This window comes from Mycoplana rhizolycopersici, assembly GCF_013378445.1.
Taxonomy (GTDB): Bacteria; Pseudomonadota; Alphaproteobacteria; order Rhizobiales; family Rhizobiaceae; genus Mycoplana; species Mycoplana rhizolycopersici.
On record NZ_JABXYK010000007.1, the window covers coordinates 218,344 to 235,228 of the forward strand.

At 63.3% G+C, this 16,885-nt stretch carries 13 protein-coding genes and 1 riboswitch; of the genes, 7 read left to right on the forward strand and 6 right to left on the reverse strand.

The features are described 5' to 3' along the window. Window positions 1-178: 178 nt before the first annotated feature. Together HV823_RS13620 and ubiA are read left to right on the forward strand one after the other, a co-directional pair. Entirely contained in the window at window positions 179-988 is an 810-nt protein-coding gene (locus HV823_RS13620) for a MipA/OmpV family protein (protein WP_425487661.1), read from the forward strand. 322 nt (window positions 989-1,310) lie between these two features. Then, a complete protein-coding gene (ubiA, locus tag HV823_RS13625; RefSeq protein ID WP_176950260.1) occupies window positions 1,311-2,264 on the forward strand; it encodes a 4-hydroxybenzoate octaprenyltransferase in 954 nt (317 codons plus the stop codon). 73 nt (window positions 2,265-2,337) lie between these two features. On the opposite strand, the gene HV823_RS13630 is transcribed toward ubiA, so the two are convergent. Beyond that, window positions 2,338-2,904, reverse strand: coding sequence for a DUF6101 family protein (locus HV823_RS13630; protein ID WP_176950261.1), 567 nt, complete (start codon window positions 2,902-2,904; stop codon window positions 2,338-2,340). Between the two features lie 293 nt (window positions 2,905-3,197). Here HV823_RS13630 and HV823_RS13635 point away from each other — a divergent pair, with 293 nt between their 5' ends. Beyond that, the gene (locus HV823_RS13635; protein WP_176950262.1) at window positions 3,198-5,507 is read left to right on the forward strand and encodes a DUF1217 domain-containing protein; all 2,310 of its coding nucleotides are present in this window, start codon (window positions 3,198-3,200) and stop codon (window positions 5,505-5,507) included. 39 nt (window positions 5,508-5,546) lie between these two features. Here HV823_RS13635 and HV823_RS13640 read toward each other — a convergent pair whose 3' ends face one another. Then, on the reverse strand, window positions 5,547-6,983 hold the full coding sequence (locus HV823_RS13640; RefSeq protein WP_176950263.1) for an FAD-binding oxidoreductase: 1,437 nt from the start codon (window positions 6,981-6,983) through the stop codon (window positions 5,547-5,549). A 2-nt stretch (window positions 6,984-6,985) separates the two neighbouring features. Continuing rightward, window positions 6,986-7,960 (reverse strand): L-threonylcarbamoyladenylate synthase, encoded by a 975-nt coding sequence (locus HV823_RS13645; protein WP_176950264.1) that lies wholly within the window; start codon window positions 7,958-7,960, stop codon window positions 6,986-6,988. A gap of 188 nt (window positions 7,961-8,148) precedes the next feature. Between HV823_RS13645 and HV823_RS13650 the strand changes: the two genes are divergently transcribed. Both HV823_RS13650 and HV823_RS13655 read left to right on the forward strand, forming a co-directional pair. Further along, window positions 8,149-9,213 (forward strand): GGDEF domain-containing protein, encoded by a 1,065-nt coding sequence (locus tag HV823_RS13650; protein ID WP_176950265.1) that lies wholly within the window; start codon window positions 8,149-8,151, stop codon window positions 9,211-9,213. Between the two features lie 158 nt (window positions 9,214-9,371). Then, on the forward strand, window positions 9,372-10,034 hold the full coding sequence (locus HV823_RS13655; RefSeq protein WP_176950266.1) for a peroxiredoxin: 663 nt from the start codon (window positions 9,372-9,374) through the stop codon (window positions 10,032-10,034). A 123-nt stretch (window positions 10,035-10,157) separates the two neighbouring features. On the opposite strand, the gene HV823_RS13660 is transcribed toward HV823_RS13655, so the two are convergent. Both HV823_RS13660 and HV823_RS13665 read right to left on the reverse strand, forming a co-directional pair. Then, the gene (locus tag HV823_RS13660; protein ID WP_343051863.1) at window positions 10,158-10,766 is read right to left on the reverse strand and encodes a DUF6656 family protein; all 609 of its coding nucleotides are present in this window, start codon (window positions 10,764-10,766) and stop codon (window positions 10,158-10,160) included. Window positions 10,767-10,911: 145 nt separating this feature from the next. Beyond that, the gene (locus HV823_RS13665) at window positions 10,912-12,588 is read right to left on the reverse strand and encodes an arylsulfatase (protein ID WP_176950267.1); all 1,677 of its coding nucleotides are present in this window, start codon (window positions 12,586-12,588) and stop codon (window positions 10,912-10,914) included. Window positions 12,589-12,947: 359 nt separating this feature from the next. After that, a riboswitch (cobalamin riboswitch) is annotated at window positions 12,948-13,142 on the forward strand. A 103-nt stretch (window positions 13,143-13,245) separates the two neighbouring features. Between HV823_RS13665 and HV823_RS13670 the strand changes: the two genes are divergently transcribed. After that, the gene (locus tag HV823_RS13670; protein WP_176950268.1) at window positions 13,246-14,490 is read left to right on the forward strand and encodes an aromatic ring-hydroxylating oxygenase subunit alpha; all 1,245 of its coding nucleotides are present in this window, start codon (window positions 13,246-13,248) and stop codon (window positions 14,488-14,490) included. Between the two features lies 1 nt (window position 14,491). After that, window positions 14,492-15,589, forward strand: coding sequence for an FAD-binding oxidoreductase (locus HV823_RS13675; protein ID WP_176950269.1), 1,098 nt, complete (start codon window positions 14,492-14,494; stop codon window positions 15,587-15,589). A gap of 42 nt (window positions 15,590-15,631) precedes the next feature. Here HV823_RS13675 and HV823_RS13680 read toward each other — a convergent pair whose 3' ends face one another. Beyond that, window positions 15,632-16,654 (reverse strand): glycoside hydrolase family 25 protein, encoded by a 1,023-nt coding sequence (locus tag HV823_RS13680; RefSeq protein ID WP_246301384.1) that lies wholly within the window; start codon window positions 16,652-16,654, stop codon window positions 15,632-15,634. Between the last annotated feature and the right edge of the window lie 231 nt (window positions 16,655-16,885).

Consider the following 16,885-nt stretch of genomic DNA (forward strand, 5'->3'; position numbering starts at 1 on the left):
AACCGAAGCGGGAATGCGGCGGACGGCATTAGGTTCCATGCCTTTTCGCAGCGGATGGCGCCGGTCAGGGACAATTTGGTTAGTGCGCCGGTAACCAAACCCGGCTAATGTCCGCAATCGTCGATGGAATCGCGCCATGCGATATCCTCCCTCAGTATTGATTTCCCGAGGCTTCATCTTGCGTATGTCCAAGTCCCTTGCCCTGTCCGTTGCTCTTGTCCTTGCAGCGCCCGCTTTCGCACAGGCCGGCGAAGGAGGTCACTGGTGGTCGGGCGATTGGTACCTGACGCTCGGCGCGGAAGGCTTCGTGGCCCCCCGCTACAAGGGGTCGAGCGACTACCTGTTGCAGGCATCGCCACTGATTTCACTCGGCAAGGCCGGCAACGTCACCCGCTTCACCTCGCGCAACGACAGCGCCTCGTTCTCGCTTTACGACACCGGTGCCGTGCGCGTCGGCGTCGCGGGTAGTCTGATCATGCCGCGCGACGACGACACATCGTCCGACCTGAAAGGGCTGAACGACATCGAATTCGGCGTGGAGCTTGGCGGTTTTGCCGAGGTTTATCCGGCCGACTGGCTGCGCCTGCGCGCAGAAGTCCGCCAGGGCATCCGCAGCCACACCGGCCTTGTCGCCGATATCGCCGCCGATGCCTTCATGGACGTCGTTCCGGGCGTGCGCGTGTCGGGCGGCCCGCGCCTTTCGCTCGCGTCGAGCGACTACATGGACGCCTACTACGGCGTCAACGCGAAGGAGTCGGCGGCATCGGGCCTGTCGCAGTACGATCCGGGCGGCGGTGTGCAGTCCGTCGGCGTCGGCGGTGCGGTCAACTGGCAGACGACGGACAAGATCGCCACGAGCGTCTTTGCCGAATATTCGCGCCTGACAGGACCGGCCGGCGATTCCAGCCTCGTGCGCGAGCGCGGCGATCGCAACCAGTTCCTCGTCGGCGTCGGGGCGACCTACAAGTTCGGCTTCACCCTGCCGTAAGGCAGGAGCCGTGCATCCGTGCTTGACCGCGGCCGGACAGGCTGCGAACGAGGGGCAGGACCTCTTAAATTTATCCATTCTGTTCGGCTCCATGGGATTGGATGGAAGGAAGTGAGCGCAAGGCAAGGCTTTCAGCCTTGTCGAGCATTGCTTCCGATCAGGCGGCCCATGGAAGCGAACCCTCCGGGCGCGGCGGATTTAGCGTCTGGACTGCGTCGGAAAGATTTGAAAATAATAAGCATTTGCTGCATCTTCCCTCCTAGCCAGACGCGAAATCCGTCACGCAGAATGGATGAATTTAAGAGGTCCTGACCCTAGACGCATGAGCACCAATCCTTCCGATTCCGGGCGCGTCATCGATGCGCCCTCAAACAATTGGGTCTATCGCGTCCTGCCGCGGCCGCTCTGGCCCTATGCGCAGCTTGCCCGGTGGGACCGGCCGATCGGCTGGCAACTGCTGATGTGGCCGTGCCTGTGGTCGGCAGCGCTTGCCGCCAACGTGGCGCGGGCAAGTGCCGCCTACTCCTTCCCGGAGTTCCTCTGGCACCTGATCCTGTTCATCGTCGGCTCGATCGCCATGCGCGGCGCCGGCTGCACCTATAATGATCTGGTCGACCACGAGATCGACAAGGCTGTGGCGCGCACGCGCTCGCGCCCGCTGCCGTCGGGACGGGTGACGCGCGGACAGGCCAAGCTGTTCATCGTGCTGCAGGCGCTCGTGGGGCTTTTCGTGCTCCTGCAGTTCAACCTGTTCTCGGTGGGGCTCGGCATCGCTTCGCTGGCGATCGTGGCGGTCTACCCTTTCGCCAAGCGCTTCACCGACTGGCCCCAGTTCTTCCTGGGCCTGGCGTTCTCGTGGGGCGCGCTGATGGGATGGTCCGCGCAGTTCGGTAACGTCTCCCTGGCGGCCGTGGCGCTCTATGTCGCCGCCGTCGCCTGGACGATCGGTTACGACACGATCTACGCCCATCAGGACAAGGAGGACGACGCGCTGATCGGCGTGCGTTCGACCGCGCGCCTCTTCGGCGATCGGACCCGGCCGTGGCTGGTCGCGCTCTACGGCCTGACCGTGTTCCTGATCGGCGTTTCCTATGCTCTCGCCGGCGTCGGCATTCTCGCCTATGTCGGCCTGTTTTTGGCTGCGGCCCTGCTGCTCTGGCAGATCGTCATCATCGACATTGATGACCCCGAACAGTGCCTGGCGCTGTTCAAGTTCAACAACATCGTCGGTCTGGTCGTCTTTCTCGGGCTGCTCGCCGCGCTGGCGTTTGTCTGAGCTCTTCAACGGCAATCCGCCCATGCAAAAGGCCGCCCATCGGGCGGCCGTTTGCATGATGTGGCCTATCCCCTTATCGGCGCGCGATGATCTCGGTGCCGTTGATCTTCATCTTCAGGCCGAGGTCGCCGGTCGAGCGGCGGACCAGGAAGCGCGGCCGGCGGTCGACGAAATAGGAGTGGCGGCGGCGCTGCCGCGCGGGGCGGGCCGGGACGGCGCCGAGATGCATCTCGAGCGGCCGGGCGACGCCGTCGGCTTCGACCATCAGCATCGGGATCCGGTAGGCCTCGGCCCAGCTGCGCCAGTCGGCGGCGATGTCGCACAGGTCGTGGGCGACGAGAAGCGGGATGCACAGATCCGGATCGTCGTGATGAAGCTCGAGCGTCACGGTGACTTCGCCATTGCCGTGGTCGATTGCGCGGGCGGCCACGCCCTTGAACGCACGCGCCGGCAGGGCGATCGAAAGCGGCAGGCCGCTGGAGGGAAGGATCTTGCGCAGCACCGCGCCGCGCTCGTCGAGCGTGATCGTCACGTCACCCGTCTCGTTGCGCAGCGCGTAGCTTGTCTGTTGCGGAAAACGCTTCGGATCGAGCCGCAGTGTGCTTCCGGCCCATGCCGGCTTGGTAACGGTGTTCAGCATTGTCTTTCACCCTTGTCTTCCTTGAGAGCCGGTCTCCCGTCTCCTCTTCGGGACTTTGCGTCCTCTATGGCGTGAAGATTAGGGGCCGCACGTTCCGCCCGGCTTAAAAATCGCGGTTAAGAAAGCTTTGCCCCGCCGGATGGTTATCAAATGCCGGATTTCGAGGGTTTCCGATTGGTGAACGCGTTCCGCCGAAAGCCCCGGACAAGGCTGGTTCCCCACTATGCGAAAGTGCGCATTCCGTGCGCGCTTTTGCGCGGCCGCCGCCTCGGTCCAAAGGGAATAGTCAATCGATGCTTTCGACCTATACGAGCTACAACCTCATCACCAAGGACATCCTGATCTCGCTCAATCGCGTGTCCCAGGAAAACTACAATGCGCGCGAGGCGGCCTACTACAAGGAGAACATCGGCAAGGTCTCGACGGTCGATGAGTTCCTTGATGACTTCCGTCTCTACAATTATGCGATGAAGGCCTACGGGCTGGAGGACATGGCCTATGCGAAGGCCTTCATGCGCAAGGTGCTCGAAAGCGACCTCACCGACGACAACAGCTTCGTCAACATGCTTACGGATACGCGCTATCGCACCTTCGCCCAGTCGTTCTCGTTCCAGGGGGAAACTGCGGTTGCGCAGTCCGATGCCCAGATGGACGCCGTGATCGGCCTCTACACGGCCAATGTGAACAATGCCGGCTCCGCACAGCAGGAAGAGACGCGCTACTATAATATCGTGATCGACACCGTCACCAACGTCGATCAGCTGCTGCGCAACGACCGCATGCGCGTCTATCTCTTCACCACATTCGGAATCGATTCCAGCAACTATTCCTACGAGACGCTTCGCAATACGCTGACCAGCGATCTGGACGACCCGGACAGCTACGCCAACCAGACCTTCGTCCCGGCCATCGCGCAGTATCAGGCCAACATCGCCGATGCCAGGACGCAGTTGCAGAACACTGCGCTGACGAACGCGGAAAAGGCTGCCCTCAACGCGTCGATCTCCAGCTGGACGTCGTCCATCACCCGCGCCGAGGGCTATCTCGCGCTGGCTGCCGCCTACAACTTCAGCACCGACGGCACGTTGCCGGCCGGTACCCTGGCCCAGACGGCAGAACAGAAAGCTGCCACCAACGAGGCCTACGTGCTCCAGGATAAGCGCGTGACCTCGGCGGCCGCTCTGCTCAATCAGGCGCATTTCGAGGAGGCTGTGGCGACGGCCACGACGGTCACGGAGCTTCTGAGCGACAGCCGCGTCATGAACTACATCAAGGTCGCCTACGAGCTGACCGGCTACACGATCGTCGATGCGACGATCAAGAACATCCTCACCAGCGACCCCGACGATCCGGACAGCTACATCTACACGATCGGCAAGGGCGACGAGCGCTATGTGGCGCTCGCCAAGGCGTTCAATTTCCAGGACGACGGCACGCTGGCCGATGGCGACGTGGCGCAGACCGCCGACCAGACGGCCTCGATCAATCGGCGCTACATGATCCACTACAACGACGTGGACGATGCGGCCGACACAAAGCTCATCTCCGAATACAAGTCGGCAATTGGTGATGTGACATCGGTCAAGGAGTTCATGTCGAGCACGAGCGTCTACAATCTGGCGCTGCAGGCGTTCGGGCTCGATCCTTCCACCGAGAGCGCCTGGAAGATCAAAAACGTACTGCTCAGCGACCTGAACGATCCGAGAAGCTACGTGTATCAGTTGAAGGACAGCCGCTATCTCGAACTGGCGAAGGCGTTCAATTTTGACGACGACGGCAATATCGACGTGCCGCTGATGGCCCAAAGCGAGGCGGAGATCCAGATCGTCTCGAAGGCCTATGTCATCGAGAAATCCCGATTTGGAACGGCTGACGACAAGGAGAAGGCCACAGAAGAGGCATCGTACTACGCCGCGGAGATGCAGAAGATTTCTTCTCTTAGCGAGTTCCTCGCGAACTCGCGGCTCGTCAACTTCGTACTGGAGGCCAATGCCATCGATCCGACGACGGTTCCGGAAGGGTTCATGGAGCAGATATTCGCGTCGGATCTCGATGACCCCGACAGTTTCGTAAACCAGCAGGCCGACCGCAGCTACCGCAGCATCGTCGCTTCCTTCAACTTCAACGCCGAAGGCAATGTCGAGCACGCCAACAAGACCGGTGTCCAGACCAACCGCGGCGTTTACCAGACGCTCGATTACTATGTTCGCCAGGCCATGGAGACAGAGGCGGGCGAGGACAATGCCGGCGTTCGCCTGGCGCTCTATTTCGAACGGTTCGCGCGAACGATCTCCAGCCCCTATGACATCCTTGCCGACGATGCGCTCTACGAGGTGTTCAAGGTCACTTACGGCATTTCAGACGATATCGGCAGCGCCGACATCGATGCTCAGGCGGAGATGATCGAGCGTTACCTCGAGTTGGAGGATCTGCAGGATCCGGAAAAGGTCCAGAAGATGATCGTCAAGTTCGCCGTGCTGTTCGACGTGGAGAACAATGTCGAGACGTCGGCGGCGGTGTCGATCCTTTCGGGCGGCTCGTCAGCGGGCATCAGCGCCGACACGCTGCTTTCGATGGCGCAACTGAGGACCGGCGGCAGCTGATCAGACTGCGCCGCGCGACACCTGTCCCGATTGCAGGCCTCACGAGCCGGCGCGCAGCACCTTGTCGGGGTTCATGATGCCGGCAGGATCGAAGGCGAGCTTGATCCGGCGCATCAGGTCGATCTCGATCGGCGCGCGGACCTCGGCGAGTTCGTCCCGCTTCAGCTGTCCGATCCCATGCTCGGCCGAGATCGAGCCGCCGAAGCGCAGCACGATCGAATGCACGACGGCGTTGACCTCGCGCCAGCGGTAGAGAAACGCCTGCTTGTCGGCGCCGACGGGCTGGGAGATGTTGTAGTGGATGTTGCCGTCGCCCATGTGGCCGAAGGAGCAGATTCTCGCTCCCGGGATCAGCGCGGCGACGGCGGCGTCCGCCTCAGTCATGAAGGCCGGAATGCTGGAGACCGGCACGGAAACATCGTGCTTGATCGATCCGCCCTCCGGCTTCTGCGCCGGCGACATGCTCTCGCGCATGTGCCACAGGGCCCGCCGCTGTTCCTCGCTGGTCGCAATCACCGCGTCCTGGACGAGATCCTGCTCGATCGCCTCGCCAAGCAGCGTCTCCACCATGCGGCGGGCGCTTTCGGGGCTGTCGGACGTCGAAACGTCGATCAGCGCGTACCAGTCGTGACGGGTCGAAAGCGGGTCGCGCACGCCAGGAATGTGCCGCGTCGTGAAGTCGACGCCGATGCGCGGCATCAGCTCGAAGCCGGTCAGCGCCGCACCGCAGCGCTGTGACGCCTTGTCGAACAGCGAAAGCGCGTCGGCGACCGAACGCACGCCAGCAAACGCGACCTCATGGCCCGCGGGGCGGGGGACGAGCTTCAGAACCGCCCCGGTAATGACGCCAAGCGTGCCTTCCGCGCCGATGAAGAGGTCGCGCAGATCATATCCGGTGTTGTCCTTCTTCAGGCGGCGCAGGCCGTCCCAGATCTCCCCGGTCGGCAGCACGACTTCGAGGCCGAGGCAAAGCTGGCGCGCATTGCCATAGGCCAGAACGGCAGTGCCGCCGGCATTGCTGGAGAGATTGCCGCCGATCTGGCAGCTTCCTTCCGAACCGAGCGACAGCGGAAAGAGCCGGTCGACCGCCTCGGCTGCCTGCTGGATATCCGCCAGCACGCAGCCCGCATCGGCCACGATCACGTTGCCGACGGGATCGACGTCGCGGATGCGGTTGAGGCGGGAAAGCGACAGCACCACGTCCGCCCTGCCTTCGCGCGGGATCTGCCCGGCGACGTGGCCTGTGTTTCCCCCCTGCGGCACGATCGCGGTTTTCGTCGCGCTGGCAAGCTTGAGGATCTCCGACACCTCGGCGACGCTGCCCGGACGCAGCACCAGCGGCGTCGTGCCGTGGTAGAGCCCGCGCGATTCCACCAGGTAGGGCGAAACGGCGGCAGCGTCGGTCAGGGCATAGGTCTCGCCGGTGATCGCCGCAAACCTTGAAACGAGGTCGGGGGAGAGCGCGGTGGCTGGCATGATCAATTCCTTGGCGCCGCAGCGCGTTCGAGACGGTCGTTGATGGCCTCGCCGAGGCCGGTGGCGGGCACCGGAGCAAAGGCGATGCATCGCGCGCCGCTGGCGTCCGCCTTCTGCATGTGGCCGAAGAGATTGGCTGCTGCTTCGCGCAGGTCGCTGCCGGGGCTCAGGTCCAGCACGATTGTCGCCTTGTCCTCTCCGGGAAGCGGTGTGCCGCCGAAGCGGATCAGTGCCTCGCCGGGGGTCACGTCGGTGGCATTCAGCCGTACCCCTGTCGAAGGCGCATAGTGCGAGGCGAGCATGCCCGGCGCCTCGATCGTCGCGCCCGCGCTCGCCGGCCGGAGGACGACAAGTCCCGTCAGCGCTTCGACATCGGCCACGTTCAACCCGCCGGGACGCAAGAGATGGATCGCGCCGTCGACGACCTTCAGGATGGTCGATTCCAGCCCGACGCTGGCCGGCCCGGCATCGAGGATCAGTTCGATCTTCTCGCCCAGGTCGGCATTGACATGCTCGGCACTAGTCGGGCTGATCCTGCCGGAGGTGTTGGCGCTGGGGGCTGCAAGCGGGCGGTCGAATGCCGCAAGCAGCCGGCCGGCAATGCCCGTCGGCACGCGGATGCCGACCGTATCGAGTCCAGCGCGCGCGAGCGGGTGGATCGGCGTGTCTTTCCGCACCGGCAACACCAGCGTCAGCGGCCCCGGCCAGAAGGCTTCGGCAATCTTGCGCGAGATCGGGTCGAAAACGGCGTGCTGCTCGGCCATCTCAAGATCCGCCATGTGGCAGATGAGCGGGTTGAACCGCGGCCGCCCCTTGGTCTCGTAGATGCGGCCGATCGCTTCGGGATTGGTCGCATCCGCCGAAAGCCCGTAGACGGTCTCTGTCGGGATCGCGACCGGCAGGCCGCGCGAAAGCACCTCGCAGGCGCGGCGGATGGCTTCCTCGGGATGCGTGATTGTGTCGACGACCTCTGCCATCTCGTCCGTTTCTCATTCGTTGGCCGGCCATCGCTTTACCGCCTTTGGTGACCGGATGCCAAGCCACAAACATGTCTGCACGCATTGCGTGTCGGATTGGCGAAATTCGCCGAATGATGCGCGCCTTGTTAGATGCTTCGTAACGGATGGATGATAGGAATGGCTCGATATGGGATGGGGCTGTTTCCATGAGTCATAAGAAATCGTCCACGAACGAGATCGCCTTGCGCATCGCTGCCGCCATGCAGCAGATGGGGATCGACGGGCTGCCGCGCAATTATGAGCTGGTCTACGAGGCCTATGCGGGCGCCAATCCCGAGCTCGTCCGCGAGTTCATCGCGCTCGGCAAGTTCAAGACGCAAGCCGCACTCGACGAACTCGGCCGGAAATATCTGCCGCACCATCACGAGGAAAGCGTGCTCCAGCGCTCCGCCGGTGCCGTGCGCGACGAGATGACGAATTTCATGACCCTGCTGGAGCAGGAGCGAGTCTCGCTCAGCGACTACGGCCGCCTGATCGGCGAGGCCTCGCAGGCGATCTTCGCCGACGGCGAGGCCCCGGCCTCCACGCTCGGCAGCTCGATCGAGCGGCTGCGCCAGGCGACGGAGCAGCAGGCCAGCCGCAATGCCGAGATGGAGGCGAAGGTCGCCGCACAGTCGGAAAACGTGGATGCCATCCAGCGCGATCTTACCGCTTTCGAGGCCACCAAGTTCAGCGACGCCGCCACCGGGCTCGGCAATCGCCGCGCCTTCAACAAGGCCGTGGCGAAGGTCTATGCCAATGCCGATATTCCGCTGTCCTGCGGACTTGCCGTCATCGAGATCGACGTCGGCAAGCGCTTCTCGCAGGGGCAGGTGGATGCCTTGAACGGCTATCTGGTCCGCCACTACGGGGCGCTCATCAAGCGCACGTCGCCGGCCAGCGACGTGGTCTGCCGCTTCGACGGCTTTCGTTTCGGCTTTCTGTTCCATACGTCGGACGAAAGCGAAGTGGTTCGCCTGCTGGCCCTGCTTCGCACAGCCTTTGCCGCAGCCCCGCTCAAGCATCCCGAGACGATGCGCAATCTCGGCTCGCTCACGTTTTCGGCCGGGGTCTGCCTTTCCGACGCCGCTGGCAACGCCTTCGACTTCGTCAATCTGGCGGAGAAGGCTCTGCAGCAGGCGCAATCGGCCGGCGGCAACCGCACCGTCGTCCATCGCGGCAGCGACGTTGCCGGCGAGGGCAAGGACTGGATGATCTACCGGGCCGGCTGAGGGCGATCCGCGGTTTCCACCAAGTTCGAACGGGTTTCCGCATGCCGCACGAAAGCGGCTCGCGGGGCGCCTATTTTATCTTTGCCTGCAAAGTCGATTGGTGCAAACTGGGCCGGATTTTGATTGACGAATTTCTCTCGAACAACAGGAGAGTTGCCATGACACTTGCTATCAACGACGTGGCGCCGGATTTCAAAGCGGAGACGACGGACGGTCCCATCCAGTTCCACGACTGGATCGGCGATTCCTGGGCGGTGCTGTTCTCGCATCCCAAGGATTTCACGCCGGTCTGCACCACCGAACTCGGCTACATGGCCAGGATCAAGCCGGAGTTCGACAAGCGTGGCGTCAAGATCATCGGCCTGTCGGTCGATCCGCTCGACCGCCACGCCGGCTGGGCGAGAGACATCGAGGAAACGCAGGGCCATGCCCCCAATTTCCCCATGATCGCAGACATCGATTACAACGTCTCCAAGCTCTACGGCATGCTGCCGGCGGCCGTCTCCGGCGATCCGACCGTCCGCACGCCTGCAGACAACCAGACGGTGCGCAACGTCTTCGTGGTCGGCCCGGATAAGAAGGTGAAACTGATCCTCGTCTACCCGATGACGACGGGGCGCAACTTCGACGAAGTCCTGCGCGTGATCGACAGCCTGCAGCTGACGGCCAGGCACAAGGTCGCAACCCCGGTCAACTGGCAGAGCGGCGACGACGTCATCATCGCCGGCTCCGTGTCGGACGACGACGCCCGCAAGCAGTATCCGGACGGCTGGCACGCACCGAAGCCCTATATCCGCATCGTACCGCAGCCGGGCTCCTGACGCTCGCCTGCCTGAAAATTGAAGCGGCCCGGCAATTCGCCGGGCCGTTTTGCTTACGGTATGTCGCGCCAAGGTCCGTCGCAGTCCCGCGACGCGGCATCCGTGGGGCGAGGTTTCCGATTTTCAGATCGCGCGGATGATCTTGCGCAGTTCCTCGGTGCGGGCACCGAGAAGAAGCACGTTGCGCATCGCGTCTTCGGGATCGTGCGTATGGAAGAGGACGCCGTCCTCGCCGACCTTGCGGTCGATCTCGAGCCGGCCCTCGATTTCCGAAGGGCGGATCGCGATGGCGAAATACATGCGCCGGAACTTGGGGCTGATCGACCGGAAGAAGCGCTCGCCCTCACCGATCTCCGAATAGAAGTTCGCCATGTAGAACGACCACTGGACGTTCTCGTGCTGGGGCAGGCGCGTGTTCGAGACGGTGACGTGGCAGTAGCCGAGATGCGGCATGGAGGCGAGCGTGCGATGGAAGATCAGCTTCGGAAAGCGGATCGAGCGGTGAAATCCGTTGATCCGCTCGTGCGTGACAGTGCCGGCCTGTTCCAGCTTCCTGCCCGTGTGTTCGGCGACCTCGCGATAGGTGAGATAGCGCTTTTCCGGCTCGCTCCAGGTGCGCCGTTCCAGCTTTCCCGTCCGCAGATAGTCGGTATAGGCGGCGGCCCCGCGCTGCGAGCGCTTGTAGGCCACGGCGTCGTAGTATCTGAACTTGGGTGCGGGGTTGGGCAGCACAGCGGGGCTCCGGAAGCATGACAGTCGTGTCCGGATAGTGCCCGCTTATGGTTAACGCCCGCCTTACGCCGCCGCGCAGGCCAGGAAAATGCCTGGGCCGTAAGCGGGCCGCCACGGGTGACCCGACCCAATGGCCGGCGGGGCGTCAGTCGCCGCCGGCACCCCGCAACTGCGCCTCGATCTTGCTGAGGTTGAACGACCCCGGCGACTGGCTCGGCGGATAGTCCTTCATCGTCTGCAGGAACTGCGCGGCCAGGCCCTGGATCGGCACGATGATGAAGACCCGGTCGAGGAACCAGTCGTTGTAGGTGTTGGAATTGTGCTGGGCCTTCTCGAACGGATCGCGTCTGAGGTTGAACAGTAGCGGCACCCGCAGTTCGGTGAACGGCTCGCGCCATACGCCGAAGGCCTCGCCGCGGTTTTCCAGGAACACCACCTTCCAGTCGTCATAGCGCGCCGCCACGACCTGCCCGTCGTCGTTGACGTACCAGAATTCGTGCCGGGGCGACTGGTCCACCTTGCCGCCGAGATAGTCCAGCTGGTTGTAGCCGTCGATATAGTTGCGGTAGGAGCGGCCATTGAGCTCGATGGTGTTGGCGAGTTTCGTCTTGATCTCCGGTTCGCCGGCGATCGCGGCGAAGGTCGGCAGCCAATCCTCGTGCGCGACGATGCCGTTCAGCGTCTCTCCCGCCGGGAAGCGTCCCGGCCAGCGGGCAAAGGCCGGCACGCGGTAGGCGCCCTCCCAGTTGGAGTTCTTCTCGCTGCGGAACGGCGTCGTGCCGGCATCGGGCCAGGTGTTGTAGTGTGGGCCGTTGTCGGTCGAGTATAGTACCACGGTGTCCTGCGCGATGCCGAGGTCGTCGAGGAGCTTCAAGAGTTCGCCGACATGCATGTCGTGCTCGACCATACCGTCATGGTATTCGTCGCCGCTCGGGCCGGAAATGCCGATGTTCTGTTCTTTGACGTGGGTGCGGAAGTGCATGCGCGTGCCGTTCCACCAGCAGAAGAACGGCTTGCCCGCCTGGTGCTGCCGGGTAATGAAGTCCTTGGCGGCGGCCAGCGTCTCCTCGTCGATCGTCTCCATCCGCTTCTTCGTCAGCAGGCCGGTATTCTCGATCTTCTGCGTCCCGTCGGGATTGGCCCAGCTGTGGAGTACGCCGCGCGGGCCGAACTGCTCGAGGAATGTCTTGCCGCTGGGCATCATCCGGTCGCGCGGATAGTCGCGGTTCTCCGGCTCCTCCTCGGCGTTGAGGTGATAGAGGTTGCCGAGAAACTCGTCGAAGCCGTGCATCGTCGGCAGGTGTTCGTCGCGGTCGCCCTGGTGGTTCTTGCCGAACTGGCCGGTCGCATAGCCCTGGGCCTTCAACACCGTCGCCACCGTCACGTCGGTCTTCTGCCAACCCTGCGGCGCGCCGGGAAGGCCGACCTTGGTCATGCCGGTGCGCACCGGCACGTTGCCGGCGAGAAACGCGGCGCGGCCAGCGGTGCAGCTCTGCTGGCCATAGTAGTCGGTAAACGACAGGCCCTCCTCGGCGATCCGGTCGATATTGGGGGTCCGGTAGCCCATCATGCCGCGGTTGTTGAAGGAGATGTTCCAGATCCCGATGTCGTCGCCCCAGATGACGAGGATATTCGGCTGCCTTCCGCCGGGTGTCTCGGTCGATTGGGTCTGTGCCTGCGCGGTCGACGCTAGGCCCGATCCTCCGAGCGCAGAGGCGGCTGCCAGTGCGGTTCCGGCGAGCAGCACGCTCCGCCGGCTCAGATCCGTCTTGGCCGGCTCTTTGTCCCGATCGTTGTCGTCAGATGCGATTGCGGCAGTCATCTTTCACCCTCCAGTGACAAGGTTCATGTTGTGCCTTCAATGCTCTTGCTGGCTGGGCTCGTAGGACAGGAGCGGGCTCCCCGAGCGGATAATGCGATATTAGGCTATCATGAAATTGCAGCGCTTGCATCCGCACTACCGTTCCGCAACCAGAAGCAGGCATCGTCATCGGAATTGGCGCAAAGAGAATATCTGCCTCTTTTGCGGTCTTGTCGCACATTTGTTGATCGTTTGACTACTTCTTGTCAGCTAACTGTCTGAAATAAATGTATTTTTAATCGAGAACCCTCCGATGTGCATTGTCGCCAAAGCGGAAGGCGACGTCGCATTTAAGCCGCTCAGAACCAGGGCTTTTCGCTTAGATGAAGACGTTCAAGGTGCTGCCTCTTTAGGGAGGGCGGATAATTGGGAAGCCGGTGGAAATCCGGAGCTGCCCCCGCAACGGTAAGGGAAGAAATCGCGGCATAAGGCCACTGGATATTCCGGGAAGGCGCCGCGCGGTCCGCAGAGGACATCTCTCAAGCCCGGAAACCAGCCTTGAAACGACGAAACGTAACCGACTGCGGCGGGCGGTCGGGGCGCAGCGAAGCCATGCCGTGCGGCTGGCCGCTTCCGTCCATGCCCGTTTCAGGTGAGCAAGCTTTTGAGGAAGCGGCAATGGACATTCGCAGTGAAGTGCTTCGCAGGATCAGGAACCGTCGCGGGGGATACAGCCTCGATCAGGCGTTTTACATCGACCAGGACTACTACAAGCTGGATCTGGAGACGATCTGGTATCGCGACTGGCTCTTCATCGGCCACGATTGCGAGATCCCGCGCGCCGGCAATTACTTCACCGTCCAGGTCGGCGACTATCCGGTCGTCATCACCCGCGACCGCCAGGGCGTCATCCGCGCGCTGCACAATTCCTGCCGCCACCGCGGCTCCCGCGTCTGCACCCAGCACAAGGGCGCATCGGCCAAGCTCGTCTGTCCCTACCACCAGTGGACCTACGAACTGGATGGCACGTTGCTTTTCGCCCGCCACATGGCGGAAGATTTCGACAAGAGCCAGCACGGCCTGAAGCAGGTCCATTGCGAGACGGTCGGCGGCTACATCTTCATCTGTCTGGCCGACGAGGCGCCGGACTTCGCCCCCTACCGCGAACTGGCCGAACCCTATCTGGTCCGCCACCGGCTCGGCGAAACGAAGGTCGCCTTCGAAAGCACCATCGTCGAGAAGGGCAACTGGAAGCTGGTCTGGGAAAACAACCGCGAGTGCTACCACTGCGCGGCCAACCATCCCGAACTCTGCCGCACCTATCCCGAGGCGCCGAGCGCCACCGGCGTCCAGGGCGCCAAGGACGATCCGGTGATTTCCGGACACTGGGCCAAGTGCGAGGCGGCGGGCCTGCCGAGCGAATTCCGCATGTCGCCGTCGGGCCAGTTCCGCCTGGCGCGCATGCCGCTGATCGGCGACGCCGAGAGCTACACCATGTCCGGTGCGCGCGCCGTCCGCCGCCCGCTGTCGGGCGACGTCACCGAAAGCCATATCGGCACGCTTTTGATGTTCCACTATCCGACCACCTGGAACCACGTTCTTGGCGACCATGCGATCACCTTCCGCGTGCTGCCGCTCGGCCCGGAACTGACGCAAGTCACCACCAAGTGGCTCGTCAACAAGGATGCCGTCGAGGGCATCGACTACAATCTCGAGGAACTGACGCACGTCTGGACCGAGACCAACGACCAGGACCGCCAGATCGTCGAGGAGAACGCCTTCGGCATCCGTTCGCCCGCCTACGAGCCCGGCCCCTATTCGCCGGAGGACGAGGGCGGCGTGATGCAGTTCGTCGAGTGGTACTGCCAGTTCATGGAAAAACGCCTGCAGGGCGAAAAGCAACCTCTGATCCGGGTGGCGTGAGATGACGATCGCAAGCCAGTTCCGGCATTTCGACGAACTCCAGCCCTGGAACGATCGCCAGCACCTTTTGGAGTGCATCGCGGTCACGGTCGAGACGGCCGACGTGATGACGTTCACCTTCCGCTCCGACCGCGAGAACTGGTTCCGCTACCTTCCGGGCCAGTTCGTCACGCTGGAGCTGCCGGTGACGCCGGACGATCCGGTCATGCGCACCTACACGCTGTCTTCGACGCCGTCGCGGCCGTTCTCGGTCGCCGTCACCGTCAAGGCGCAGAAGGACAGTATCGGCACGCGCTGGATGTTCGACCATCTCAAGCCCGGCATGCAGCTGAAGGCCTTCGGGCCGCTCGGCGACTTCTCCTTCGTCCGGCATCCGGGCGAAAAGTACCTGTTCATCTCGGCCGGCTCCGGCGTCACGCCGATGATGTCGATGACGCGCTGGATGGCCGATTGTGCGCCGCAGAGCGATGTCGCCTTCGTCTCCTGCGCGCGCACGCCGCAGGACATCCTGTTCCGGCCGGAGCTCGAATGTCTGTCGGCGCAGATGCCGAACCTCTCGCTCGGCTTCGTCGTCGAGGGTCGCAATCCGCGTGACGGCTGGCATGGGCTGCGTGGCCGCATCGATGGACCGCGACTGTCGCTGCTTGCGCCCGACTTCCGCGACCGCACCGTCTTCTGCTGCGGCCCGGAACCGTTCATGCGCGGCGTGAAGGACATGCTGAAGGTCTGCGGCTTCGACATGGCGCGCTACCACGAGGAGAGTTTTCAGCCGGCGGCGGCACCCGCAGCCGAAGAGCTTGCCGTGCGCGCCGGCCCCGGCGAGGTCGATGCCTCGGCCGTCTCCACCGTCACCTTCACCATGGCGGGCAAGGAGGCTGCCTGCCCGCCCGGCCAGACTATCCTCCAGACCGCCCGGTCCGCCGGCGTGCGCATCGGTGCTGCCTGCGAGGGTGGCCTGTGCGGTACCTGCCGCGTGATGAAGGTATCGGGCGAAGTCGAGATGAACCACAACGGCGGCATCCTCGACGACGAGATCGCCGAAGGCTACATCCTCGCCTGCTGCTCCCGCCCGGTTGGCGACGTCCAGATCGAGGCGTGAAGCAGGCTTTGCCGGCATATAGGCAGGGCATTCGCCGACCGTTCAGTTTCCGGCGGATGCCTTGATGGCGGCAGGTTTCACGACACCCATGCCGCCCGTTATGAGAAAACCTGCCTCACCGTTGCGTTCTGCGCTTGTCATGCTTGCTGCGGCAGTCGCCGCAAGGCCGGCGCTTCCGATCGCATTTACCTTGAACCGCAAGGACTTCGGTTCATCGGCAGCCGCAGCGCGCGGGATCGATGCCGTGGTCATCTCGTCCGGCGGCAATTTCTCTTTGTGGAACGGCTTTTCCGCCACGAGATCGCCATGCGCCCAGATCTTGGTCAGGGCCGTGCGGTCCATCGGCGCGACGTTGACGTCGATGTCGTTGAACGTGCCCTTGACGCGGTAGGGGCAGCGCCGCTTGTTGCAATTCGCCGCCGCGGAAAACTGCCAGAGCGCGTAGTTTTCCCAGTTGCCGAGCGGAAAGACGTTGCGGATCCCGGGCTTGTAGCGCGCGTACCAGAGCGGCAGGCGCGACAGGATGCGGTATCTGTGCCGGTTGGCCGCAATATGCTTGGCGGTCGCGTGGTTCGTGTAGAGCACGGGGTAGCGACCGGTGCGCGTCCGGATGTGCCCGGCAAAGACCTGCGCGTCCTCCAGCGACATGAACTTGTCAGGATCAATGCCCTCGATGTCGAGCACCATCATCTCGTCCGCCTGCGGTTTGGCGTAGTCGAGGAAGTGGTTCGCCTGGTCGACGGGATTGCCGGGCCGGGCGAGGTGGTAGGTGCCCCAGAGCAGGCCGTGCGCCCGGGCCAGCAGCCGCCGTGTCTCGTAGAGTTCGCGGCTGACCGCATATTTGCGCCACATCGTCCTGCAGTGGGCGACGGTGTCGCCGTCATGCTCCCCCTTGCAGTCGAAGCTCTCCGGCAGTCCGTCGGACGCTTTCGAGATGAAGCCCGTGATGCGCTTGTCGGTCAGCATCTTCGGCCAGTCGATCTCGTTCATCTCGTAGGCGTCGATGACGATGGCGTGGTCCGGGTTGCGCCAGGGCTCGACGTCCGCCGCCGAGGCAACCGCCATGGGGGCAACCGCAAGAAGTGCGCCCAAAAGCAGCGCCGGCCATTTTCCATCCGTCCCCATGCCTTCGATCTCCGCCTGACGACCTCCCGATCGGGAAATGGTGTTTCGATATGGTTACCGAGACGTTAAGGATGTTCTCCGCAGCGCCGATTTATCGCCCTGATCACGAAACTTTTTCTTTTTCGGCGCGTTCTGTCCGGTAACGTCCCAACTCTAGCTCTTAGTCACCGG

What these genes read in the sequence shown, in the direction of transcription:
- HV823_RS13655 (WP_176950266.1), top strand. Translation starts at nt 9,372, where the DNA reads ATGACACTTGCTATCAACGACGTGGCGCCGGATTTCAAAGCGGAGACG.
- ubiA (WP_176950260.1), top strand. Translation starts at nt 1,311, where the DNA reads ATGAGCACCAATCCTTCCGATTCCGGGCGCGTCATCGATGCGCCCTCA.
- HV823_RS13650 (WP_176950265.1), top strand. Translation starts at nt 8,149, where the DNA reads ATGAGTCATAAGAAATCGTCCACGAACGAGATCGCCTTGCGCATCGCT.
- HV823_RS13645 (WP_176950264.1), bottom strand. Translation starts at nt 7,960, where the DNA reads ATGGCAGAGGTCGTCGACACAATCACGCATCCCGAGGAAGCCATCCGC.
- HV823_RS13670 (WP_176950268.1), top strand. Translation starts at nt 13,246, where the DNA reads ATGGACATTCGCAGTGAAGTGCTTCGCAGGATCAGGAACCGTCGCGGG.
- HV823_RS13680 (WP_246301384.1), bottom strand. Translation starts at nt 16,654, where the DNA reads ATGGCGGTTGCCTCGGCGGCGGACGTCGAGCCCTGGCGCAACCCGGAC.
- HV823_RS13675 (WP_176950269.1), top strand. Translation starts at nt 14,492, where the DNA reads ATGACGATCGCAAGCCAGTTCCGGCATTTCGACGAACTCCAGCCCTGG.
- HV823_RS13665 (WP_176950267.1), bottom strand. Translation starts at nt 12,588, where the DNA reads ATGACTGCCGCAATCGCATCTGACGACAACGATCGGGACAAAGAGCCG.
- HV823_RS13635 (WP_176950262.1), top strand. Translation starts at nt 3,198, where the DNA reads ATGCTTTCGACCTATACGAGCTACAACCTCATCACCAAGGACATCCTG.
- HV823_RS13640 (WP_176950263.1), bottom strand. Translation starts at nt 6,983, where the DNA reads ATGCCAGCCACCGCGCTCTCCCCCGACCTCGTTTCAAGGTTTGCGGCG.
- HV823_RS13630 (WP_176950261.1), bottom strand. Translation starts at nt 2,904, where the DNA reads ATGCTGAACACCGTTACCAAGCCGGCATGGGCCGGAAGCACACTGCGG.